Origin of the sequence: Wujia chipingensis (assembly GCF_014337155.1) — a bacterium.
Taxonomy (GTDB): Bacteria; Bacillota; Clostridia; order Lachnospirales; family Lachnospiraceae; genus Coprococcus_C; species Coprococcus_C hominis.
On the sequence record NZ_CP060632.1, the window covers coordinates 2255117 to 2279155 of the forward strand.

23 protein-coding genes are annotated in these 24039 nt (G+C 44.2%); 7 read left to right on the forward strand and 16 right to left on the reverse strand.

Annotated elements, in window-relative coordinates; genetic code table 11:
* Nucleotides 1-155: 155 nt before the first annotated feature.
* From H9Q76_RS10490 to H9Q76_RS10535, 10 genes are all read right to left on the reverse strand, one after another.
* Nucleotides 156-1304, reverse strand: coding sequence for an iron-containing alcohol dehydrogenase (locus H9Q76_RS10490; protein ID WP_249321064.1), 1149 nt, complete (start codon nucleotides 1302-1304; stop codon nucleotides 156-158).
* 17 nt (nucleotides 1305-1321) lie between these two features.
* On the reverse strand, nucleotides 1322-2539 hold the full coding sequence (locus H9Q76_RS10495; RefSeq protein WP_249321065.1) for an aspartate aminotransferase family protein: 1218 nt from the start codon (nucleotides 2537-2539) through the stop codon (nucleotides 1322-1324).
* 34 nt (nucleotides 2540-2573) lie between these two features.
* Entirely contained in the window at nucleotides 2574-3206 is a 633-nt protein-coding gene (locus H9Q76_RS10500; RefSeq protein WP_021985308.1) for a cytidylate kinase-like family protein, read from the reverse strand.
* A gap of 54 nt (nucleotides 3207-3260) precedes the next feature.
* A complete protein-coding gene (locus tag H9Q76_RS10505; RefSeq protein ID WP_021985309.1) occupies nucleotides 3261-4010 on the reverse strand; it encodes an amino acid ABC transporter ATP-binding protein in 750 nt (249 codons plus the stop codon).
* A 12-nt stretch (nucleotides 4011-4022) separates the two neighbouring features.
* Nucleotides 4023-4793 (reverse strand): amino acid ABC transporter permease, encoded by a 771-nt coding sequence (locus H9Q76_RS10510; protein WP_021985310.1) that lies wholly within the window; start codon nucleotides 4791-4793, stop codon nucleotides 4023-4025.
* 80 nt (nucleotides 4794-4873) lie between these two features.
* Nucleotides 4874-5737 carry a transporter substrate-binding domain-containing protein gene (locus H9Q76_RS10515; protein WP_249321066.1) on the reverse strand — a complete coding sequence of 288 codons (864 nt, stop codon included), beginning with the start codon at nucleotides 5735-5737 and terminating at the stop codon, nucleotides 4874-4876.
* A gap of 360 nt (nucleotides 5738-6097) precedes the next feature.
* Nucleotides 6098-6577 (reverse strand): HD domain-containing protein, encoded by a 480-nt coding sequence (locus H9Q76_RS10520; RefSeq protein WP_249321067.1) that lies wholly within the window; start codon nucleotides 6575-6577, stop codon nucleotides 6098-6100.
* Complete coding sequence (locus H9Q76_RS10525) at nucleotides 6561-7892, reverse strand: bifunctional folylpolyglutamate synthase/dihydrofolate synthase (protein ID WP_249321068.1); 1332 nt, start codon at nucleotides 7890-7892, stop codon at nucleotides 6561-6563. The genes H9Q76_RS10520 and H9Q76_RS10525 overlap by 17 nt, the downstream gene beginning before the upstream one ends.
* Nucleotides 7893-8969 (reverse strand): polysaccharide deacetylase family protein, encoded by a 1077-nt coding sequence (locus H9Q76_RS10530; RefSeq protein ID WP_021985314.1) that lies wholly within the window; start codon nucleotides 8967-8969, stop codon nucleotides 7893-7895.
* Nucleotides 8970-9119: 150 nt separating this feature from the next.
* Nucleotides 9120-9908, reverse strand: coding sequence for a hypothetical protein (locus H9Q76_RS10535; RefSeq protein ID WP_021985315.1), 789 nt, complete (start codon nucleotides 9906-9908; stop codon nucleotides 9120-9122).
* Between the two features lie 101 nt (nucleotides 9909-10009).
* Here H9Q76_RS10535 and H9Q76_RS10540 point away from each other — a divergent pair, with 101 nt between their 5' ends.
* Entirely contained in the window at nucleotides 10010-10912 is a 903-nt protein-coding gene (locus H9Q76_RS10540; protein ID WP_249321069.1) for a hypothetical protein, read from the forward strand.
* Nucleotides 10913-11005: 93 nt separating this feature from the next.
* Nucleotides 11006-11353 (forward strand): hypothetical protein, encoded by a 348-nt coding sequence (locus H9Q76_RS10545; protein ID WP_249321070.1) that lies wholly within the window; start codon nucleotides 11006-11008, stop codon nucleotides 11351-11353.
* 59 nt (nucleotides 11354-11412) lie between these two features.
* Here the strand turns inward: H9Q76_RS10545 and H9Q76_RS10550 are convergent, their stop codons facing one another.
* Complete coding sequence (locus tag H9Q76_RS10550; RefSeq protein WP_117780579.1) at nucleotides 11413-11778, reverse strand: hypothetical protein; 366 nt, start codon at nucleotides 11776-11778, stop codon at nucleotides 11413-11415.
* A gap of 176 nt (nucleotides 11779-11954) precedes the next feature.
* Here H9Q76_RS10550 and clpX point away from each other — a divergent pair, with 176 nt between their 5' ends.
* From clpX to proC, 4 genes are read left to right on the forward strand one after another with little or no spacing between them, the layout of a single operon-like run.
* Complete coding sequence (gene clpX, locus H9Q76_RS10555) at nucleotides 11955-13328, forward strand: ATP-dependent Clp protease ATP-binding subunit ClpX (RefSeq protein WP_021985319.1); 1374 nt, start codon at nucleotides 11955-11957, stop codon at nucleotides 13326-13328.
* Nucleotides 13329-13352: 24 nt separating this feature from the next.
* Nucleotides 13353-13691 carry a P-II family nitrogen regulator gene (locus H9Q76_RS10560; protein WP_117780581.1) on the forward strand — a complete coding sequence of 113 codons (339 nt, stop codon included), beginning with the start codon at nucleotides 13353-13355 and terminating at the stop codon, nucleotides 13689-13691.
* Nucleotides 13688-14395 (forward strand): glycerophosphodiester phosphodiesterase, encoded by a 708-nt coding sequence (locus H9Q76_RS10565; protein WP_021985321.1) that lies wholly within the window; start codon nucleotides 13688-13690, stop codon nucleotides 14393-14395. The genes H9Q76_RS10560 and H9Q76_RS10565 overlap by 4 nt, the downstream gene beginning before the upstream one ends.
* A gap of 32 nt (nucleotides 14396-14427) precedes the next feature.
* Nucleotides 14428-15225 carry a pyrroline-5-carboxylate reductase gene (gene proC / locus H9Q76_RS10570; protein WP_117780582.1) on the forward strand — a complete coding sequence of 266 codons (798 nt, stop codon included), beginning with the start codon at nucleotides 14428-14430 and terminating at the stop codon, nucleotides 15223-15225.
* An 82-nt stretch (nucleotides 15226-15307) separates the two neighbouring features.
* Here proC and H9Q76_RS10575 read toward each other — a convergent pair whose 3' ends face one another.
* Complete coding sequence (locus H9Q76_RS10575) at nucleotides 15308-15754, reverse strand: DUF6465 family protein (protein WP_118734431.1); 447 nt, start codon at nucleotides 15752-15754, stop codon at nucleotides 15308-15310.
* Nucleotides 15755-16024: 270 nt separating this feature from the next.
* Here H9Q76_RS10575 and H9Q76_RS10580 point away from each other — a divergent pair, with 270 nt between their 5' ends.
* Entirely contained in the window at nucleotides 16025-17047 is a 1023-nt protein-coding gene (locus H9Q76_RS10580) for an acyltransferase family protein (protein WP_118734432.1), read from the forward strand.
* Between the two features lie 87 nt (nucleotides 17048-17134).
* Here the strand turns inward: H9Q76_RS10580 and H9Q76_RS10585 are convergent, their stop codons facing one another.
* The 4 genes from H9Q76_RS10585 to galE form a co-directional block, all read right to left on the reverse strand.
* Entirely contained in the window at nucleotides 17135-18898 is a 1764-nt protein-coding gene (locus tag H9Q76_RS10585) for an ammonium transporter (RefSeq protein ID WP_118374081.1), read from the reverse strand.
* Nucleotides 18899-19225: 327 nt separating this feature from the next.
* Complete coding sequence (locus H9Q76_RS10590) at nucleotides 19226-20320, reverse strand: HD domain-containing phosphohydrolase (RefSeq protein ID WP_118734433.1); 1095 nt, start codon at nucleotides 20318-20320, stop codon at nucleotides 19226-19228.
* Nucleotides 20321-20335: 15 nt separating this feature from the next.
* A complete protein-coding gene (locus tag H9Q76_RS10595) occupies nucleotides 20336-22501 on the reverse strand; it encodes a DUF342 domain-containing protein (protein ID WP_249321071.1) in 2166 nt (721 codons plus the stop codon).
* Between the two features lie 424 nt (nucleotides 22502-22925).
* Nucleotides 22926-23951: a UDP-glucose 4-epimerase GalE gene (galE, locus tag H9Q76_RS10600; protein ID WP_117780600.1), complete on the reverse strand. Its 1026-nt coding sequence runs from the start codon at nucleotides 23949-23951 to the stop codon at nucleotides 22926-22928.
* Nucleotides 23952-24039: the final 88 nt, after the last annotated feature.

The following is a 24039-nucleotide window of genomic DNA, read 5'->3' on the forward strand; positions in this document are numbered from 1 at the left end:
TAGAATCGTTTAGATTCCATACATCGCATATGATTCCGAATAGTATATTTTTCCATGCACATCATTATCTCTGAGGGTTGTTTTGCAAATAATATCCTCAATAGAAAAAGGCTGCCGACAAGCGACAACCTTTTCCCGTGTAGACAGGTTTGATATTACATAGCCTTTTTGTAAAGAGCTACGATATCCTTCTTCGTAGAGCGGCGTGGGTTCACCATGATGTTTCCGCTCTTCATGGCATCGTCTGCCATGACATCGATCTTGTCTTCCGTCACTCCTACTTCTGTAAGATTTGCAGGAATTGAAAGACTATTATTCAACGCTCTGATCGCATCCACCAGCATATCCGGTGTGAAGCTCTCATCGCTTCTGTGTGTCTCACTCACATATTCGTAGATTTTCTTATATTTACCTTTATCCGCAAGCTTGTTATAATCCAGAATCGTCGGAAGCAAGATTGCATTTGCCACGCCATGTGGTGCATCGAAATACGCACTGACCGGATGACTCATCGCATGTACATTGCCAAGTCTCGCCCACGAAAATGCAATACCCGCAAAGAGGGAACCAACCAGCATATCACTGGCGGCATCGACATCCGTACGATTTGCCACATAAGCCCGGATCGAACGCCCGATCAGTTCCATCGCCTTCTCAGACATCGCCTCGGAAAACGGAGAAGCATCCGTCGAGATATACGACTCACATGCATGGATAAATGCATCCATTCCACACGCTGCTGCCACAGAAGCAGGAGCCGTTGCAATCAGATCCGGGTCTAAAATCGCGTACTTTGGAATCAGTTCATAACTGAATACCGTCAGTTTGTAGTTCCGGCTGTGATCGGTAATAACCGAAAATGCAGTTACCTCAGAACCTGTACCAGCAGTCGTTGGAATCGCAATCTGCGGAACAATCGGTCCCGGCACCTTGCCTCCACCTTCGTATTCTGTAATGCTTCCACCGTATTTTGCGATAACACCAACAGCCTTTGCCACATCCATCGGAGAACCACCGCCAAATGCCACAATGAAATCCGCGCCACATTCCTTGTACAGCTTCGTTGCCTTTTCGACCGTCTCAACCGAAGGATTTCCTTCGGTCTCCGTAAATGCATCCGCCGGAATCCCAACATCTGCCAGAGACTGTTTACATGTATCCACCAGTCCCATCTTGTTCAGATGGGGACCGGAGATGATAAGGGCATGTGTGCCGCCAAGTTTGGTTGCGCATTCACCTAATTTCTTAATAGAACCTGCACCAACAATGATATCCTGCGGCACAGAAAAGCTAAAATTCTTCAATCTAATTCACCTTGCCTTTATTTTGAAAGTGCATTCACTGTCTCTTCCAGAATTGCATATGCCTTGTCACAATCTTCTCTGCTTGCAATCAGTGGTGGAACCATACGAATGACATGCGAACCAATTGCTGTGATCAGAAGCTTTCTGTCAAATGCACCATGCTTCACATCAACAGCACCGATTGTATCATCAAACTCAACACCGATCATCAGTCCCATACCACGAACCTCTTTCACATGTGGAAGGTTCTTCAGCTTATCCATGAAGTACGCACCAACTTCTTTTGCATTGCCTGCAAGATCGCGGTCAAGAAGCTCGTTTACTTCCGCATAAGCGGCTGCACAGCTGACCGGATGTCCACCGAATGTTGTACCATGGGAACCCGGTGTAAATGCGGTTGCAACTTCCGCGGTTGCACAGATGGCACCGATTGGCATACCGCCACCAAGTCCCTTCGCCATAGAGACGATATCCGGCTTGATACCATAGTTCATGTAGCACATCGGCTGACCGGTTCTGCACCATCCGGTCTGTACCTCATCAATCAGGAGCAGCATATTATTCTCATCGCAGAACTTACGAAGTCCTGTCATAAACTCGTAGGTTGCAGGATGGACACCGCCTTCACCCTGGATTGGCTCGATCATGGTCGCGATCGTATTCTCGGTACAAGCATCCTTAAATGCCTGCAGATCATTGTATGGCGCATAAGAAAAACCATATGTCATCGGTCCGAAGCCAACCTGACAGCCATTGCCCGGCTGACCAGTTGCGGACATCGCACCAAATGTTCTACCATGGAAGCCCATCTTTGCAGTTACGATATGATAACGGTTTGGTCCGTAATGCTCAATACCATATTTTCTTGCCATCTTGATCATGGCTTCGTTTGCCTCTGTACCGGAGTTCTGATAGAAGATCTTATCCATACCGATTGTTGTACACACCTTCTCAGCCAGCAATGCCTGCGGAATCGTGTACGGATAGTTGAATGTATGCATGATATCATCGACCTGATCTTTGACGGCTGCAACAACCTTCGGGTTTCTGCTTCCGGCATTATTTACCGCGATACCTGCATAGAAATCCAGATACGGAGTTCCATTTTCATCGTACATGTACATGCCCTCGGCTGTCTCTGCCAAGAAATCAAAACGCTCGTATGTATCGATCATGTACTTGCTTACCTTATCCTTGATGTCCTGCTTTGTTAATCCAAGATCCTTTAATTTCATAATAAACGCCTCCTAAATATATAAAATGTTTTCGTTACTTTATAATGCCTTTAATCTTCATGTAATCCTTGATCAGCTTCACACTATCTTCAATTCCGACCTTCTCACTGTTGATCGTCAGATCGTAGTTGACCGGGTTCGTCCAGTAATTTCCATGTGTATAATACTTGTAATAATCGGCACGGAACTTATCCGTATGCACGATCGTCGCCGTCGCAACATCCTCGGTCACGCCCATATGCTCCATCGTCCGCTTCACACAGAAATCACGTGGTGCCTCTATGTAGATGCTTACAATATTCGGTCTGCCCCGCAGGATGTAATCGGCACACTTTCCAACGATGACACACGATTCGGTATCCGCTAAGTTCTCAATGATCTGCTTCTGATACTCAAACAGCTTATCATCGGACACGAACTTCTCATTCCGGCTGATATAGCTTTTCGCCCGTGGCAAGCCTTTTAAAAAGCTGGAAAAACCGCCATTGGAACGAACCTTCTCGTTGACCTCCTGAAATAACTTCTCATCGAGTCCGCTCATCTGGGATGCCAGTGTCAGGATTCGATTTTCGTAGCAATGGATGCCAAGCTCCTTCGCAAGCTTCGATGCGATTTCCTTTCCGCCGGTACCAAAGCCTCTTGCAAAAGTAACAACATAATTTTCCATATTTTTCCCTCACAATCTATCTACACTTTTTGAAACCATTTTCAAGCAAGGTTGCTATGCAATGAATCTGCTTAAGAACTCTCTGCTTCGATCGTTCTTTGGATTCGTGAAGAACTCCTCTGGTGGTGCATCCTCCACAACATAGCCCTTATCCATGAACAACACACGGGACGATACATTCTTGGCGAAATCCATCTCATGTGTCACGATCAACATCGTGAGTCCGGAGCTTGCAAGCTCCTTCATTACATTTAATACTTCACCGACCATCTCCGGATCGAGCGCGGATGTCGGCTCATCGAACAGCAGCACCTCCGGATTCATACAGAGCCCTCTGGCGATTGCCACACGCTGCTTCTGTCCACCGGATAACTGCTCCGGTCTGGCGTTAATGTATGGTGCCATGCCAACCTCTTTCAAATGCTTGATTGCACGATCGAACGCCTCTTCCTTGGATACATGCAGTACCTTTCTGGCGCCCTCCATACAGTTTTCCAGCACCGTCATATTGTTAAATAAGTTGAAGGACTGGAACACCATGCCAACTCTGGAACGAAACTCATTAATCTCCTTCTGGACATTCCGGATCTCCTTACCATGGTACAACACCTGTCCACTCGTCTGTGTCTCCAGCTTGTTCACGCACCGGAGCAAGGTTGACTTACCGGAACCGGACGAACCAAGGATACAGATCACCTCGCCCTTCTTCACTTCAAAATCAATCTTCCGCAAAACCTCATGATCACCGAAGGATTTGCTTAAGTCTTTTACTTCAATAATACTTTCTTCATTGTTTTTACTCATAAGCTCACCCTCCTACTGTTTGTCTTCCATATATTCCACAGCAAGCACATAATCTTTTTTGCCTGCCATCTTTTTCTCGATAAATAAGAACAACCGGTTAAATGCCACACAAAGCACCAGATAGATTAGTGCGATTACAAGATACGATTCAAAATACTTGTAATATGTACCACCGACCGTTTTTGCCTGCATGAACAACTCCTGAATACCGATTACATTCAACACAGATGTCATCTTCAGGTTCGTCAGGAATGTGTTCGCCATCTCTGGGATAATGTTCTTGAATGCCTGTGGAAGGATTACATAGAACATTGCCTGCATCGGCGACATTCCCATTGCCAGAGCACCTTCACGCTGTCCGGCATCAATGGATTTGATACCTGCACGTACGGTTTCTGACATATACGCACCTGTATTTAATACAGTTACGAGAATACCTGCAATGATCGGGTTGATGTTCACACCGCCCTGACGGAGACCGAAGTATACGATCATCGCCTGTACGATCATTGGTGTTCCTCGGAACAACTCTACATATAAGAAACAGATAAATTTGAAGAATTTGATAATTCCCTTTTTGATCGGATTATCTTCTTTGTGAATTTTGATATCTCCGACAATACCTACGATATAACCAAGTATGAAACCTACGATCGTACCGATCACAGATACATACAGGGTAATCCATGTTCCCTGCAAGAACATGCTCGAATACTTTTCGGCAAGAAATGCCATCCATTCAAAGATATTGTTCGGGGATGATATACTTAGAATAGCACCCATATGATTTCCTCCTGTCCTACACGTTTTTTATAATTCCTCCGCAGCCTGAAATCATGAAAGGCTGCGGGGGGGATCATAATCTAATTAGCTGCTGGCTGTAAGCTGACTGCCTCTTCCATTGTCTTATCCATCTCAGCCTTGTCATTCCATCCGATGGCATCCATCGCCTTCTGAATCTCATCCCGACGGGCGGTATCATCTTTTCTTGTTGCGATACATACATTTGTCATTTCCTCATCGCCCACGAACTTGTCATTGTCATCCAGATAGATAATTGCCAGATCATCGTTTGTCATCGCTGCAGATTCTGCTGTCGGTGCATCAATGACACACACATCAGCCGTTCCATTTGAGATCGCCATAAAGCATTCAGCCGTTGTCTCATAATTTGCACCAAGTGTTGCATCCGGTACCTGATCAAGCAGGTTTACCCATCCGGTACCAAGCTGTGTCGTAAGTGTTACATTCTTTCCTGCCAATTCAGATAAGCCCTTGATTCCTTCCAATCCAGAACCTTTCTTAACAACTAAGCAGTTTGTTCTATAATAGTAAGGATCTGTAAATGAATAAGATGCCTCACGTTCCTTCGTACGACCCATACCTGCGATGATCACATCGTAATCGCCAGCATCGAGTGACATTCCGATGGAATCCCATTCTACCTTGTGGATTTCCAATGTCTTACCCATCTGCTTTGCAAGCTTCTCTGCTACAATTACGTCATATCCATATGCATACATGTTTGTTCCGTAGATTGGAACTGCCTTTTCACCATTTGCAAGCTCATCCGTTTCCTGTGACCAGTTGAATGGAGCATATGCACATTCCATTCCGACTCTTAATACACTGTCATCACTGGATGAATTCTTCTTTCCACAACCGGTAAGAGATGTCAATGCCAATGTTGCTGCAAGCACCATGCTGATTAATTTTCTTTTCTTCATAAACATCATCCTCTCTTTCTTCTCACATTTTTCTTAATTTTCTTAAGTCCTTACCTTTGACTTGGCTGTATTATGTGCCCGTAACGTTATTTTGTCAACACAGATAAGGGATTTCCTAATTTATTTAAAGTTTTGGGGAGTTCATTTTTTATTTTTAGAAAAAAAGAGAGGTTTTCTTATTATTTTTATGTTGTTGCACAGCTTTATCAAGTTGTATTTTATTTTCACTTGTGTTTCCTTTGTGTAAATCAATTTGTAGTTGTTTTTATCAAGTTTTGTTTTTTGTCAATTTCTTTACACCCGTCATAAACAAAAAAGCAGCCGTTTTTTTCCCGACTGCATTCTTCTTGTATATGAAACTTAATATCGAATTGTATGGTTCTTCTTTTCCTCTGACCAGTAACACTGTTCCTGCACGGGGCAGTCAAAACAGTTTCTAGACTGCTTATCCGCATCATACAGCAATGTTGCAAGCGATCTTGCCTGCTCACTCGGTGCCTTATGTCTGCCGATTGCATCACAGATTTCAGCACATTCATGCTCTGTATATCCACATGCCAGAAGGATAGGTCGTGCCAGCTCGGCTCCCGCCTCATGATGGGATTTCCCGGAAGCATACTCCTCACATCTTCCGATATCGTGCAGCAATGCCATTGCATAGATCACATCCTGCCGGAAGGAAAGTCCCTGTTCCAGATTCTTTATATATCCGATTCTTGCCACATCCAGACTATGCTCGATTCCATGCAGGCAGAACACACGCGTGCGTTCCTGCTCCCTGATCCGACGCATATACACCTGAAATTCCGGATGCACGAGAATTTTATCTATTCGCTCCATTGTTTTCATCTCCGCTTTCTAATTGCAGATACTCTGCCAGAAAAGATAACGAACCACTCACGAGAATGACACCCGTTTCTCCCGCCTGTTCTCTTGCCTTTTGCAGTGCTTCCGCGCTCGTATCCGCAAGCTGGACCGGTACGCCCTGCGCCTGTATCAACGGTGCCAGAATCTCTTTCGGCAGGCCGCGCGGTGTATCTGGTGTGATCACAACTGCCACTGCCATCGTCGGTGCCAGAATCTCCACCATCTTCTCGTATTCCTTATCTTTCAGTACTCCTATTATATAGATTACCCTGCGGTTTGTAAAATATTTTTCCACCGATGTGCGCAAACATTCCCACGCTGCTACATTGTGCGCACCATCCACATAGATATACGGATGCTCCGACACCTTCGTCATACGCCCCAGCCATACCGTCTGTGCGATTCCCTTATGAATGGCTGTTTCTTCTATATATAGTGTACGCAGCACCGTGATTGCTGTCTGTGCATTCGCAATCTGATGCTCTCCTAAAAGCGGGATATGATATGGTTGTTGCCGTTGATCCATATCCGCATCCATATTGGTTTCATCTGGATTCGTTCCACAATCCACCACCTCAGTACCATCCAGATTCATCTGCACAACTTCCCAGTCTGATGGATTCACTTCTATATAAGAAGCATGTTGTACTTCGCATATCTCCCGTAATACTTTCGATACTTCTGGCACCTGCGGCGCGCAGATCACAGTTGTATACGGCTTGATGATACCTGCTTTCTCTGTTGCAATCTTCGTCAGAGTATCACCTAAGAACTGCATATGATCCATGCTGATCTGTGCAAACACACAAACCTCCGGTTTTGCAAGCACATTCGTCGCATCTTGGCTTCCACCCATGCCACATTCGAGCAATACATAGTCAACGTGGTTTCTCGCAAAATACAGAAACGCAACCGCCGTCTCAATCTCGAATACAGTGGGACTGGCAAACCCATCCGTCTCCATTGTCTCGATCACCGCTGCAACCTCTGTGAGCAACACCGCAAATTCATCCTCTGTCATATAGCGTCTGTCAAGCTGGTACCGTTCCAGATACGTCAGAATTGTCGGGGAAATATATCGTCCCACATGATACCCTGCAGCAAGCAGGCTTTCCTGTACAAACGCAAAAATAGAGCCCTTTCCGTTCGTCCCGGCGATGTGCAGTGTCCTGCACGCATCCTGTGGATTGCCGAGTCTCCGTAAGAGCTCCTTTACCTGTGTCAGGCCGGGTACAATGCCCAGCCTGCTTTTTTCTTCAATGTAATTTTGTGCTTCTAAGTAGTTCAATTATTTGTCTCCCTTATATTCTACATGCTGCACTGGCTTTGTAGAATCATCAATCGGACAAATCTCATATCCTTCATCCTTCAAAGTCTGGATCAATGCCGGAAGTGCTTCGATCGTTGCATGATTGTTCTGCAGATCATGCATCAAAATCACGGAATCGCCGGCATTGGCATGTACATACCCAAGTATATTATCATTTAACTCACTTGGTGTCAAAGATGCATCCACTGCATCACCTGACAGGGAATTCCAGTCATAATAAACGATACCCTCGTCATGCAGATATCCGATCAGATCCTGAATATCTACCTTACTTACCTGGTTCGAACTTCCACCCGGGAAGCGGTACAGATGCGTATCCACACCTGTCTGTTCTTGTATGTAATCGTGAATCTTCGTCACGTCTTCCTCGAAGCTTTCCTGACTTGCATATACCTGATCGTACACATGACTGTAAGAATGCATTCCGATCGAATGTCCTTCGTCAACGATCCGCTTGTAATACTGCTGTGCTTCCTTATCATCATTGTAAACAACAAAGAATGTTGCCTTCACATTGTTTTCCTTCAACACATCCAAGAGTTCTCCGGTGTATGTACTTGGTCCATCATCGAAAGTCAAGTATACTTTCTGTCCATTGTAGTACGTCTGTTCCGGTACATCACTGGCTGCTTCCGTCGTCGCCTCTGCATCGTCCGTGGTTTTGTTTGAACCATCGCCATTGTCTGTCAGAGCTACGTGCACACCTTCCGAACCCTTTCCAAGATCCCCATACGCCATCTGCTCACTCGTCATCGTCTCCGTCGATTCATCAATCAGTCCGATGTTTGTACTGACCAGATTCTTTCCTTCCTCCACCCGGTCAACCAGATTCTCTATCCGGTGATCGAGCCGGTTCATCTTCACCATCAGGAACATACACAACGTAATCGGGATCGCACATACGACCAGAAATGTTACCATCAACATCCGCTTAAAGCTCCGTACCTTTCGTTTGTGTGTGTTTGCCTCTTCCATCTCTTGTGCTTCGGAAATTTCTTTCTCATATTCAGTTAAAGTTTTTTTCTTGTCTTCCATAAAATTTTCCTTTACATTCTCTATATATTGTGGTACATTACTTATGTAATACAAATTACCATTTGCAGCCTTGGGACATTCCCGAAAAAAAGGTTGCAATTTTTATATTATAAAATTCTATGAGTTATGTCAAGTAAATTTTATTTTTTCTTAATCTTTTGTAACACTTTTGTAATATAATTCCCGCCACTTACGGCCTTCCTCCTGCATACCCTGTGTCAGTTTTGCCAGCTCGTCATATTGCTGTTTATACCGCTGCTCCATATTTTTTACTGTTGATTTCAACCGTGACTCATAATCCTCCTGCGTCTTTCGAATTGCTTCATTATAATTCTTATCATTTTCTTTACATCGTTTTTCAAGTTCTTGCATTGTCTGTTCTTTACATAATATATATTCCGACAGACTTATGTCTCCTAGTCGTGATACATCCACGGCATATATCCGCGGTTTGGCTTCCGTTGCTAATTTATATAGAAGATAACTGACTTCCCCGTGCTGTAAAATCTCATATCGTTCAATCCTCTCTGTACCATATACCAATCTCTGAACCTTCCTCTCTCCCAGTGGATTTATCACATACAGACTATCCGTGCCATTTCCCGGATCTGCCATGCGATACCATACATAAAGCTGTGTCCGTTCTCCTGCGACTGGTGCGATCCGAACCGTAGAGATACTCCCCCAGTCGTCACCCTTCACAAGTACCAGTCGTCCTTCCGCAAAAAGCTTATCCCACATTAAAACATTTTCTGTGTTGACATATGCCACATAGATTTCATCCTCCCAGAACAGACTTACACCACAGGAATGATAATCCCGGCATAAACTGCCCCATTGCACTGTCCTGCCCGTCCCAATCACCTGTGCTAAGATCTGATTTCCCTCCTCATAAAGTAAAATCCGTTTATCTCCTTTCCATCTATAAACCGCTTCCACGTTTTCCTCCCAATTCTTTCTTTTACAAATATATTGCCGGAATCGAACAAAAATGCATATTCTGAATATATTATTGTAAGCATATTTGAAAGGAAACGAACATGTCTAAATGCTGTGGCTGTAACAAGAAAGTCTTAAGTAATGCAGTTGCTAACAACACCGATTCCTGCACATGCAGCTTAACAGATAACTGTACCGATGTATGTGTCACACCTCAATGTGGTGACCCAAAGCTGCTCACGGTACTTGTTCCTGTTATCTACGACGAGATTGGCATCAATGTATGCCGGACAATTCCGCTTGCAACCCTGCTTGCAGATTATCCAACAGCAGCATATATCCGGGCAGAGGTTACAAACATCACCTTTGCAACAGGGGCAGCACCTTCCGTAACAATCAAGCCGATTGCCGGACGTCCAAACTGCTACGAGCTGACACTCACAAACCTGACTGTGGATTTTGTCATCTATGTCTATGACTGCTGCAAACGGCTGCTTGCAACCCTCCCTGTCACAGGTGTTGTCTATCTCCCTTCCGCAACAACCGATCCGGAATACGATGAAGATACCAATCCAACTTCCGTAACCATGCAGCTGTTTGCCCCATATGGTGTCACCTACACGGATACGACTGTAGCAACACCAAACCTGAACTTTATCGGATTCCTCTCCACGAACGGAACGGTTTCGCAAGGACTGAATCTGATGGCAATGTCCAAAGTATTAAACTTCGATATTGCAAATGCGGAAATGACGGTAGGACTTACCCTGATCGTGAAATCCATCTACTACAACCAATACCGGATTCCTCACAACGGAAAAGCGCTCGTATCCAAGGGCACGCTTGCAAGTCCGGAGGAGTCTGTCTGCATGAGCTTTGTAAGCGGAAGCCTCTTAGACCGGAACATCAAGCCATTGGAGCTTTGCAATCCGCTTGACCAGAAGCGAAACTGCGAAAGCTGTACCGATCCCGATGACTGCACCTGTCTGACACCGTCGGATTGAATTTCAAAAATTACCGGAAATTGGTAAAATAATCTCCTTATTTAGGTTCATACTATTTTTATAGAATGAAAACTAGATAAGGAGTGTTTTATTATGAAGAAATTTAAAACAACCGCTGCTATTGCAGCAACTGCTATGATGCTTTCTATCTGTATGTGTGGATGTGGTATGGATGAGACGAGCAAGGATACTGCAACCACTTCGGAACAGACACAGATGACAACCGAAAATAACAACGCAACTGGCGGAAATGCAACAAATTCCAATGGCGTTGGAAATGGAATCAAAGATGCCGCGGACGGTGTCGGCGAAGGTGTCAAGGACGCAGCAGAAGGCGTTGGTGAAGGCGTCAAGGATGCTGCCGAAGGTGTCGGAAATGGTGTCAAGGATGCTGTGGACGGCGTGGAAGATGCCGTAGATGGAAATCAGAGTAAGCGATAATAACAAAGAAAAAGGTTCCGCCTGTGGTATAGTTTTCATACCGCAAACGGAACCTTGTTTTATTTTTTATCGTCCGGTTTCACCTGAAAGGATGGCTCGATCTTATTCATCATCCGGTCATATTGTTCGTACATTTTCTGTACACTGTTTTCTAACAGGTAATAATGCATCACATAAGGAATCAGCAGCACCAAAAGCGCAAACACAAGCGCAACGATGATCAGTGAGCCGCTAAAATTCAAATACAAGATTGAAATCACAGTTGCCAATGCAAACAGTGCCATGACAATAAGGTGTACCTGCCGCTCATGTGCAAAAAACGCGATCTGTACAAGATGCTTTTCCTTCTCATGTTCCCAGTCGACATCCTCTTTTTCTAACAGCGCATCAATATATGCCAGATATTCAGTAATTCGTTTTTTCATATTTCATTCCTCCAGACCATATAGCTATATTTGATTTTTTCGTTTCCTTATTGTATTTCTGTATTCACTTTCATTTCTTCATTATATCGCTGTCTGCATAAATATTCCATAGTCATATGTATATTTCCGTGCTATAATAAGGGTGCATTTTTATGCGCATACATAAGGAGGAAATTATGCCAGACAACAACGGAAATAATCAGAATAACAACGACGATGATGAGTACGAAAAGTATTGCTATCTCTGTCGCAGACCGGAATCCGAGGCCGGTCCATTTATCCGGATGCCGGGAAATATGTATATCTGCAACGACTGTATGCAGAAAAGTTTCGACTCCTTCAACAACGGAGCGATGCAGTTTTTAGACCTCTCCAAGATGCCGAATATCAACATGTCGCAGTTCATGCCATTTGATGATATCCCGACTTCCCAGAAGGTCAAAAAGAAGAAAAAACAGAAGGAAGAAAAGGAACAAAAGCCACTCACAATGGCAGATGTTCCAGCCCCACATAAGATCAAGGCAATGCTTGACGAATATGTCGTCGGACAGGAATACGCAAAGCGTGCCATGTCCGTTGCCGTCTACAACCATTACAAGCGTGTGATCACAGACACAATGGATGACATTGAGATTGAAAAATCCAACATGCTCATGCTCGGGCCTACCGGCTGTGGTAAAACCTATCTGGTTCAGACGATTGCCAAGATTCTGCAGGTGCCACTCGCAATCACCGATGCGACCACGCTGACTGAGGCTGGTTATATTGGCGATGATGTAGAAAGCATTCTCTCCAAACTTCTTGCCGTTGCGGACAATGATGTTGAAAAAGCTGAGCGTGGAATCGTCTTTATCGATGAGATCGATAAGATTGCGAAGAAGAAAGAGACGCGCAGCCGTGATGTCAGTGGAGAGTCTGTACAGCAGGGACTTCTGAAGATCTTAGAAGGTGCCGAGGTTGAGGTACCTGTCGGTTCCGGTAGCAAGAATGCCATGACGCCGATGACAACGATGAATACACGGAATATCTTATTTATCTGCGGTGGTGCATTCCCGGATATCGAGGACATCATCAAGCAGCGTCTGAACAAACAGTCTTCTATGGGCTTTGCCGCAGACCTGAAGGATAAATATGACAAGAACGATAACCTGATCAAGGAAGTAACAACGGAAGATCTGCGTGAATTCGGTATGATTCCAGAGTTCCTTGGTCGTCTCCCAGTGCTTTTCACTCTGGATTCGCTGGACAAGGACATGTACATTAAGATCTTAAAGGAGCCAAAAAATGCAATCCTCAAGCAGTACAAGAAGCTGCTTGCATTGGATGAGGTAGATCTGGAATTCGATGACAGTGCCTATGAAGCAATCGCAGAAAAAGCGATGGAGAAAAAGACAGGTGCCCGCGCACTCCGTGCGATCATCGAGAAATTCATGATGGATATTATGTATGAGATTCCGCGCGACGATAACATCGGTCGTGTCACCATCACCGGCGATTACATCAATGGCAAGGGCGCACCGATCATCGAATTACGTGGTACCAATATTTAAACGACAGGATCAGGAGGTATCAAGATGAAAAAAGTGGAAGTGATCATCCGACCTGAGAAGCTGGATGACATGAAAGAGATTTTGGATGAATGCAGCACAACCGGAGCTATGGTCAGCAATATCATGGGCTACGGTAACCAGAAGGGATATAAGTCCCAGCACCATAACGGCGATTATTTCGTCAATCTTCTCCCGAAACTGAAGGTTGAGACCGTTGTCTCCGATGATGTATGCGAGAAGTTGATCGCCATGGTTACAGAACGTATTCCAACCGGAAGTTATGGGGATGGTAAGATTTTTGTATATAATATAGAAGATGCTGTACGTATTCGTACCGGAGAGCGCGGAGATGATGCTCTATGATGACTGCGATCATCGCACATCGGGGTGCTTCGGCACTCGCCACCCACGAAAACACATTGGAGGCGTTTCAGATTGCGATCAATCTGCAGGCAGATTTTGCAGAGTTTGATATCCGTCGAACGAAGGATCATCAGTTGATTGCATTTCACAATCCAGATTTAAACGGCACGGATATCCGCCAACTTACCTATGACGAAATCTGTAGAATCACCGGCACACACGGTTACCGGGTTCCGCTTTTACAGGAAGTATTGGAGCTGTGCCGCGGAAAAATCAAGCTGGATATCGAGTTAAAAGAAACTGGATATGAACAGAAAATCATTGATCTGGTGGAACGCTATTATGATTACTCCGATTATATGATGAAGTCATTTATTGACCGTTCGGTACTTCGTATCAAGGAGATCGATCCGAACATCAAAGCGGGGCTGCTGATTGGGACACCACGTAACACGATTATCCACCGGTTAAACGAATATTTTCCGCTTCACCGGTTACATGTATGCAAGGCAGATTTTATCTCACCGCATTTCCAGTTCGTGACACGGGAATTTCTCCTGCGCATGCATCTGCATCGCAAAGAAGTTTATGCATGGACGGTCAACGATATTGCAAAAATGAGCAAACTGATCCGCAAAGGTGTCGATGGTATCATCACCGACCGACCGGATTTTGGATTACAGGCACGCATGGCTTTTGAATAATCAGATAGACAAAACAGAAAGGATGAACAAGCATGAAATACAAAGTTGGATTTATTGGTTGTGGAAATATGGCAAGCGCCATTATCGGCGGATTGAAGGCACACGCTGGAATCGATGCTTCGGAAATCATCGCAGCAGATGCATCGGAAGCTGCACGTGAGAAAGCAAAGGAAACCCTTAGTATCTGTACAACTGCATCGAATACGGAAGTATCCACACAGGCAGACGTATTATTCTTATCCGTAAAACCTCAGTATTACGAGACGGTGATCGCAGAGATCCAACCAACGCTCCCTGCCGGGCAGATCATCGTTACAATCGCACCGGGCAAGACACTGGCTTGGCTTGGAGAGCGGCTTGGTGATGTAAAGATCGTTCGTACCATGCCAAATACACCAGCCCTTGTCGGAGAAGGCATCACAGGTGTCTGCAAGAACAACCTTGTCACAGAAGATGAATTTGCATATGTATTGAAATTACTGAGTAGCTTTGGACTTGCCGAGGCAATCCCTGAATCCCTGATGGATGCTGTTGTCTCTGTCAGCGGCAGTTCGCCAGCTTATGTATTTCTGTTTATCGAAGCGATGGCTGATGCAGCAGTAGCCGATGGTATGCCACGGGCACAGGCATATAAATTCGCAGCCCAGGCGGTACTCGGAAGTGCAAAGATGGTTTTAGAGACTGGAAAGCACCCTGCAGAACTCAAAGATATGGTATGCTCTCCTGCCGGAACCACTATCGAAGCGGTTCGTGTCTTAGAAGAAAAAGGATTCCGCGGGGCTGTCATGGACGCCATGAAAGCCTGCACTGCAAAAGCGAAGGGAATTTAACACCCTTCGTCTTGATAAAAAAGAAGCACTCGATCAATTTCATCGAGTGCTTCTTTTTTATGAAAGGTTTTGGGAATACAAATTATAATGAGAAAGAACCCTCTGTTCCATCTGCTGTATAGTATACCATATTTGTCTCTGGCTGATAGTATACGTTCAACTCCTTAATTGTTTTCTTTCCACTTGCCTCTGCTGCCTTTGCTGCGATATCTTGTGTGGAAACCTGACCACCCTGATACTCAACAAAAAGCTTTACTGCCTTAGGAGCGGTTGCCTTAGCTGGAGCTGCTTTCTTTGCAGGTGCTTTCTTAGCTGGAGCTGCTGCCTTCTTTGCTGGCTCTGCTTTCTTAGCTGGAGCTGCTGCTTTCTTTGCTGGCTCTTCCTTCTTAGCTGGAGCTGCTACCTTTGCAGGTGCTGCTTTCTTTGCTGGAGCTGCTGCCTTCTTTGCTTCTTCCTTTGCAGGTGCTGCTGCCTTTGCTGCTTCTACCTTTGCCATAGTTGCATCAACTGTTGCTTTCTTTACTGCCATAATCCATTCCTCCGTAAAATTTGTATGTATATTTTTCAGTATCACTATGTTGTCTTTTATTTCATTTGTTGACATGATATTACGCCACTTTCCTTGAATTTGCAAGGCTTTTTAGCATTTTCTTAAGTATTTACCAATGGATTTGCGCTTTCAAGAAAAAAAGAGGACATTTTGCACAATGAATTTCTATTGACTTTTGTCCCCGACAAGACTACTATAAACGACGGCTTTTATAGCATATTATTTATTATAAGAAAAGGAGTTCTTTCTATGTCTACGCAAAAACGGAACATCTGGCTGGACAATGTAAAAGGATTTTTGATTATCTGTGTTGTCGCCGGGCATTTTTTAGAGAGCGGAATTGACTACCATTCCAATATGTGCAAATCTTTATTTTTATTTATTTACAGCTTTCACATGCCTTTATTTGTGTTTGCAAGTGGTCTTATGTGCGAGCATGCAATCAAAACAAAGGAACGCTTCTGCAAAAAACTTGCGAATTTTGCAGGTCTGTATGTCCTGTTGAAGCTGCTGATCTTTCCATTCCAACGGCTGACCAGTCCCGGACTTACATTTTCACTTGTGAAAACCGACGGCGTTCCGTGGTACCTTTTCGCCATGTGTGTATTCTATACATGTGCCTATCTGCTTCGCCATGTCGATAAGCGCAAAATCTTAGCCATCGCAGTTTTGGCTGCACTTCTGGCTGGCTATGACAACGGAATCGGGGATGTATTTGCTTTTTCCCGGTGTCTTGTATTCTTCCCATGGTTTGTGCTCGGGTGGATGTGCAATGTGAACAAATTAGAATACCAGCTTCACCGTCCGGTTATGCAGATTCTTGCACCGGTGACCGTCCTTGCATTTTTTATTATTTGCCGTTTAAATATTGACAGTTTTTACATCTTCCGCCGCTTCTTCACCGGCAGAAGTTCATATGAAGCCCTGTTGGACGATGCTGGTGAGGTCGGTATTTTATTCCGGCTATCCGCATATATGATCACATTTATTATTGGTGTATGTATTTTAAGTATCATCCCAAGGCATAAGATATTCCATTTAGATGCTCTCGGAAAAGAATCCATGTCGATTTATTTCTTCCATCGTCCGGTTCTCTTCTATCTGGAATACGTGGAGACATATCCGTTCCTGTATCAGCATTTTCATGGATGGGCAAATATTTTATGGCTTATCATCGCGATAATTCTCGTGATCATACTTGCACAGCCACTGTTCGAAAAGCCATTCAAAATCTACAATGCATGGATTCAGCAAAGGGTTCATGTTTCCTGAATCATCTTGTATCCGGTGAAACCTTATAGCAAAAAGCGGTCTGCACATAACATACAGACCGCCTTTCTTTATATGTAAGGAAATGATTTAGTTTTCTCCCTGCAAAGCATCGTAGCCTTCTTCTCCGGTACGAACCTTGATTACATTCTCAACACCATAGACAAAGATCTTGCCATCACCGATGCTACCAGTATAAAGCGCCTTCTTTGCTGCCTTTACAACGGTAGCAACCGGAACCTTGCTGACAACGACTTCCACCTTTACCTTTGGAAGCAATGTCATATCCATCTTAACACCACGGTAGTACTTTGTCTGACCCTTCTGGGCACCACATCCAAGTACCTGAGTGACTGTGATACCTGTTACACCGGCATCATTCAAAGCATTCTTCAGATCCTCAAACTTATTCTGCTTACATATGATAGAAATCTTTGTAAGCTTGACATCCGAAGCAACACCTGTGCCACCACTCATAACCTGAACCGGAACTGCCTCATCCTCAGGGACTGCATTCTCCGGAATCGCAGGAGTTGATACCGTTGTCGTGCCATCGCTGCTGATGTGATCGCCATATGTCATGAATCCTGCATAAGCTGTCTCCAAGCCATGCTCGGTTGCATCCAGACCTGTGATTTCCTCCTCTGCGGATACACGCAGACCGAAGATCTTCTTGATAATCAGGAATGTGATTGTAATTGTAACGGCTGTCCATGCGGCTGTTGCAAGCATACCTGTCAACTGAATACCAAGGAGCTTGAATCCACCACCATAGAAAAGGCCAAGTAATTTGTCACCATTTGCATCTGCAAGAGAATAGGTAGGTGTACTGTCTGTTGCGAAAAGTCCAACTGCGATCGTACCCCAGATACCATTCATCATGTGAACGGCTACGGCACCAACCGGATCATCGACACGGAGTTTGTTATCAAGCAGCCATACACCAAATACTACGAGTACACCGGATACCGCACCGATGACAATTGCGCCAGTCGCATCTGCAACATCACATGGTGCTGTGATCGCTACCAGACCTGCCAGAGATGCATTCAGACACATAGATACATCCGGCTTACCATAACGGATCCATGTAAAGATCATACATACGACTGTTGCAACGGAAGGAGCAATCGTTGTTGTTGTGAATATCGCACCAAGCTGCGGAACTGATGTTGCGGCTGCACCATTAAATCCATACCAGCCAAGCCACAGGATAAATACACCAAGTGCACCAAGTGCCAAGTTATGTCCTGGGAATGCACCAACCTTGATGCTTCCATCCTTCTGCTTCTTGAACTTACCAATACGTGGTCCAAGGATTGCTGCACCGATCAGGGCACAAATACCACCAACCATGTGGATACAGTTGGAACCGGCGAAATCGTGGAAGCCCATCTTAGACAACCAGCCGCCGCCCCATGTCCAGTGTGCTTCAATCGGATATATGACTGCGGAGATTACTGCGGAATATACACAGTAGGATAAGAACTTTGTTCTCTCTGCCATCGCTCCGGATACGATCGTTGCTGTCGTAGCACAGAACACTAAGTTAAATACGAAGTTTGACCAATCAAAATTTGCATAATTTGTGAAGATATCAAATCCAGGCTTACCAACGATACCTGCCACATCCTCACCTAAGAACAAACCGAAACCGATCAGGATAAACATCACGGTACCGATACAGAAGTCCATCAGGTTCTTCATGATGATGTTACCAGTATTTTTCGCTCTGGTAAATCCTGCCTCCACCATCGCGAAACCTGCCTGCATCCAGAACACCAGTGCCGCACCGATCAAGAACCAGACGCCATAGACTTCACTTGAAATCGCATTCATAATTTCTTCTGTCATAATCATTTCCTCCTCTTTTTGTTTCTTTCTTTTTGTTAAGTCCGCTAGCTTTCCTTACTCAACATGTTGTCATTATACTTAATAAAATTAATTTGTCAAACAGTTTTTTCCAGCCGAAATATCAATATTTATATTTATATCAAGCAAATTAATCGTTTTACTTATGATTATCAAGCACATATGCAGCTTTTATTTAATATAATAAAGTGAGATTGTATAATCTCCACATGTTTTTAAGTTGTACTAGAAAAAGAGAAGTGAAAACGTATTTTCACTTCTCTTTTTCTGTGTTTTATGCTATTTTACTTGTTTTTATCAAGTATGTTCTTATTTTCGGAAACTCTTATTGGCAAGTTTTTCGAATGCTGGACGTACCTTTCTAAACGACTCCATCAGCTTCGGTGAAAATACACCACATTCTCCGGTGATAATCATCCGATATGCATCTTCCTTTGAAAACGCATCCTTGTAGCACCGCTCATTGACAAGTGCATCGTATACATCCGCAACCGATACAAGCTGGGCACAGATTGGAATCTCATCACCAACTAAACCATCTGGATATCCCTTACCATCATAACGCTCATGATGATGGCGGCAGATCTCATACGCATATTTCATCGTGTCATCGTTCCAATCCTCCTTGATGGAATCAAGCAGTTCACATCCACGGATCGTATGGGACTTCATATATTCAAACTCTTCTGCTGTCAGTCTGCCCGGCTTCAATAAAATACGGTCTGGAATCGCAATCTTTCCAATATCATGCAAAACGCTGACAGACTCAATGATATCAATCTTCTCCTTTGTCAGCTCGTATTCTGGATAATCCTCCATCACTGCCTCTGCAAGAATCCGGGTGTATCCCTTTACTCGCTGGATATGCTCTCCACTTTCTGTGCTTCGATACTCGACAACCGTACCAAGCATTTCAATGATCTGCTGATTCTTCTTCTGCAGATATTCTGCCTGGATCTGCAAGGTGCGATATGCTTTCCGTAATACGTTCGTCTGCTCAGCTACCTTGTCTTCCAGCTTTAATTTATAATCAAAAAATTCAGCTGTATTTTTAACTCTCTGCTTAATAATCGCATTGTTAAATGGCTTCGCAATAAAATCGGAGATTCCAAGCTCAAAGCACTTCTTCTGTACCTCCACCGTATGATCTCCACTGATAACCAGAACCGGAACCTTTCCGATCACCTCGCGTCGGTTCAACTCTTCCAGCACCTGCGTACCATCCATCTCCGGCATGACCAGATCCAACATAATTGCAGCCATATCTTTTGCTTCCTGATCTACAATCTCAAGTGCCTGTTTTCCATTTTCAGCTTCCAGAATCGTATATTCATCTTCCAGGATTGAACGCAGTATCTCGCGGTTTATATCAACATCATCCACTATCAAAATTTTATTTCTCATTTGCTTCTCCTTCGTTTACACATTCCGTAACGATCCGATACGATTTCCTCTACTCACCAGATACACGTTCCGCATTGGTTCTGAACGCCAAATCACACCATTAATCTCCACGCTGACACCGGAATACAAATTCCCGGTAACGACTACCTTCGCAGATTTTTGTTTCTTTTGTTCTTTCTCCACTGCGTCTTTCCTCTTCTTTAATTCCTCCAATTCTGTTTTCTTTGTATAAATTGCATCCTCCAGTTTTAAATAGGTCGGATGTACATTTCGTATCACAGGTTCAAACTTCTTCCGGAACTCCTGATATGCATTCAGCAATAATCGAAGTTCTTGTGAAACCTTTTTCTCCCTACCCTGCAGGTCTACCTGCATCTGCACATTTTTGTCCTTATTTCCAAGCACAAGCCGTGTAGCAAGACTCGCCTCATTTCCGATGTTAGTTGCCTGTATCAGATTCTGCGCCTGCGCCAGTCCTCCAGCAAGTACACCATTTCGTCCTGATATCTCGATCCGGGTACCTGCATGAATCTCACTCCGCAGACAATAATTCGCACTGACCTTTCCACCTGCCCATACGCGTGCGGACTCGAAAAACATGCCCATCACATCGCCATTTGCCCGCAGGAAACCGCGTCCGGATGCATTGTTACCCTTTTTCAATATGATATCGCCACCAGCCTCGATTACCGAAGATTCGGTATATCCATCTACCAGCACATCTCTTGTCGCATGGATACTCACACCCTGTCCAACATTGCCACGTACATAGATGGAACCATCAAAATCAACATTTCCGGTTGCACTTGTCACATCATCTAACACTAATAAGCTGGAGATCACAAGCCGGTTATCTTTCAGCTCAATCTTTCCATTTTCCGTCGCAATATATGTCTTCTTATCTTCCAATATCTGGAAACCACTTCCTGTCAGGATTGGCTTCTCCTTACCCTTCTTTGTCGCAAGGGATTCTCCCATAATTGTATAACCCGGTGTTCCCTCCTGTGCTTCATGGTAGACAGCAACCGTCTGCCCTTTCTTCACCAGTTCAAACCATTTTGCATTCTGATAATCCACGGAACCATCTTCCATCAAAACCGGATTGGATTTTACATTCGTATCAAAGAAGAATTCATACCAGCCATCTGCGCCTGCCTGTGGCATCACGCCTTTTGCCAGTGTTACGATATCGCCACTTGTCGTACCATCGCAGATTGCTTTGACAACCGCATAGTCAACACCTTTTTTGATATCTGCCTCCTTAATCGCCGAAAGCACCTCATCCTGCGCTATCGGAACTCCCGGATTTGGAAGTATGACGATTGCCTCCATACCACTCTGATTAAGCAACATATCAAAACAGGAAAATCGTTTCTTCACTGCTTCTCCATTCTGGATCGGCATTTTCGTCTTTTCCAGCAAATCCAGTCTGCGCTGCCGCATCAGCTTTGCCGTGTACATAAAGCTACGGTAATAGCTGACGTCCATGCCTTCTTCGAGTCCATACCGGATCTCACGCATCTGCTGCCATGAATATAACACATTCTTATATTGTTCTACATCCAAATGTTTTTCCAGTCCTAACCGGATCTCACGCATCTGCTGCCACGTGTATTCTCTGCTCGCATACACAGACACATCAATATGATGCTCCAATCCTAATCGAATCTCACGAATCGAGATTCCCCGGAAATCCGGTATCACATAGGAATCAATATCTACACCATTTTTCTTTGCCAACCGGATCTGATGCAGTTGGTCTTCATCAAACCCGTTATTGATATATACAGATAAATCGATATGCTCCAGTGTCGCCTTTCTTAACTGCTGCAGAACCCCCGCAGCCATATTCTTTTTATCCGATAAATCAATGCCTGCTTCCAGCCCCTTGCGAATCTGACGCATCCTATCAAAGGAGATATTTGGATCTGCGTATTTACTGACATCCAAAGACATCTCCAGTCCCTTACGGATTTCTTCCATCTGAAACCAATCATACCGGCTGTCCGCATAATAAGAGACCGGTATCTGTTCCACAAGGCCAATCCGAATCTCATGCATCTGAATTGCAAGAAATTCCGGCTTTGCATAGATGGACACATCAATGTTGTCCTTGATGCCTGCATCAATCTCTGCCTGCTGATCGGGTGTAAATTGATTTTCTTTCGCAAAATCTGCCATCTATATCTCCCTCATTTTACTATTGCATGACATTTAAATAATCTTTCAATATATTCCAATTATTACTCATATTACTATCTGGTGCTGCTACAAAGTAAAACTGCATATCAATCTGCTCGCCATTTACAGTAAATTTATTTTGTTTCGGATCCAATAATTGTTGTATCATTTTTCGCATACAACTCTATGAACTCTGTCTGTGCTGCAGTCAGACAGTTCTTTGCGTTCAATGTAAAGCCCTAATTCTTATCGTTTGTTCTATTTCTCATTCAAATTCCTCCGATATATAAGTAAACCCAACTTATAATATCGGCATTCAATCCTTATTTTTTCACACAATTATACGAATTGTACCGCGAATAGGCAAAAAAAGCAACCGCTTAACACGGTTGCTTTCCTACTTTTTAATATTTTTAGTAAATTTTTACTTTTCTGGTGTATTATAGCCATCCGGATTCATAGACTGCCACTTCCATGAATCTGCACACATCTCATCAATATCATACTGTGCTTCCCATCCAAGCTCCTTCTTTGCAAGGCTTGCATCGGAATAGCAAGTTGCAATATCACCAGCACGACGAGGCTTAATCTCATATGGGATCTCCTTGCCGCACGCCTTGCCAAACGCATGGATCACATCAAGTACGCTGTATCCCTTTCCTGTTCCAAGGTTATAAATCTTGACGCCCGGATTCTCCTTGATCTTATTGATCGCTGCCACATGTCCCTTCGCAAGATCAACAACATGGATATAATCACGGACACCTGTACCATCCGGTGTATCGTAATCATTGCCAAACACACCCACGCAAGGAAGCTTGCCGATTGCTACCTGTGCTACATATGGAAGCAGGTTGTTCGGGATACCCTTTGGATCTTCTCCGATCAGACCACTCTTATGTGCACCAATTGGGTTGAAGTAACGAAGCAGGATCACATTCCATTCTGGATCTGCAAACTGGATATCTGTCAGGATCTGCTCTAACATATGCTTTGTCCAGCCATAAGGGTTTGTACAAACGCCCTTTGGACATTCCTCTGTGATAGGGATAAAGGCTGGATTGCCGTACACAGTTGCAGAAGATGAGAAGATAATATTCTTACAGCCATTCTCACGCATAACCTTGCACAGATTCAATGTACCTGCGATGTTATTCTCATAATATTCCAGTGGTTTCCGCACAGATTCACCAACTGCCTTCAGTCCTGCGAAATGAATCACGGTATCTGGCTGTTCCTTAGCAAATATCTCTGTCATTTTCTCATAATCCCGGATATCTGCCTCATAAAATGTCGGCGTCTTGCCTGTGATCTGTCCGATCCGGTCAACTGCCTTCTCGCTTGCATTGTAAAGGTTATCGACGATCACAACATCATAGCCTGCCTCAAGCAACTCCACACATGTATGGCTTCCGATATATCCGGCGCCACCTGTTACTAAAATCTTCATAGCCTGCGTACCACCTTTCTTAATTCCTTCTTTATATGTAATGCTTTTACATATTTTATATTTATCCGTATATCCGCTGGAATTCTCC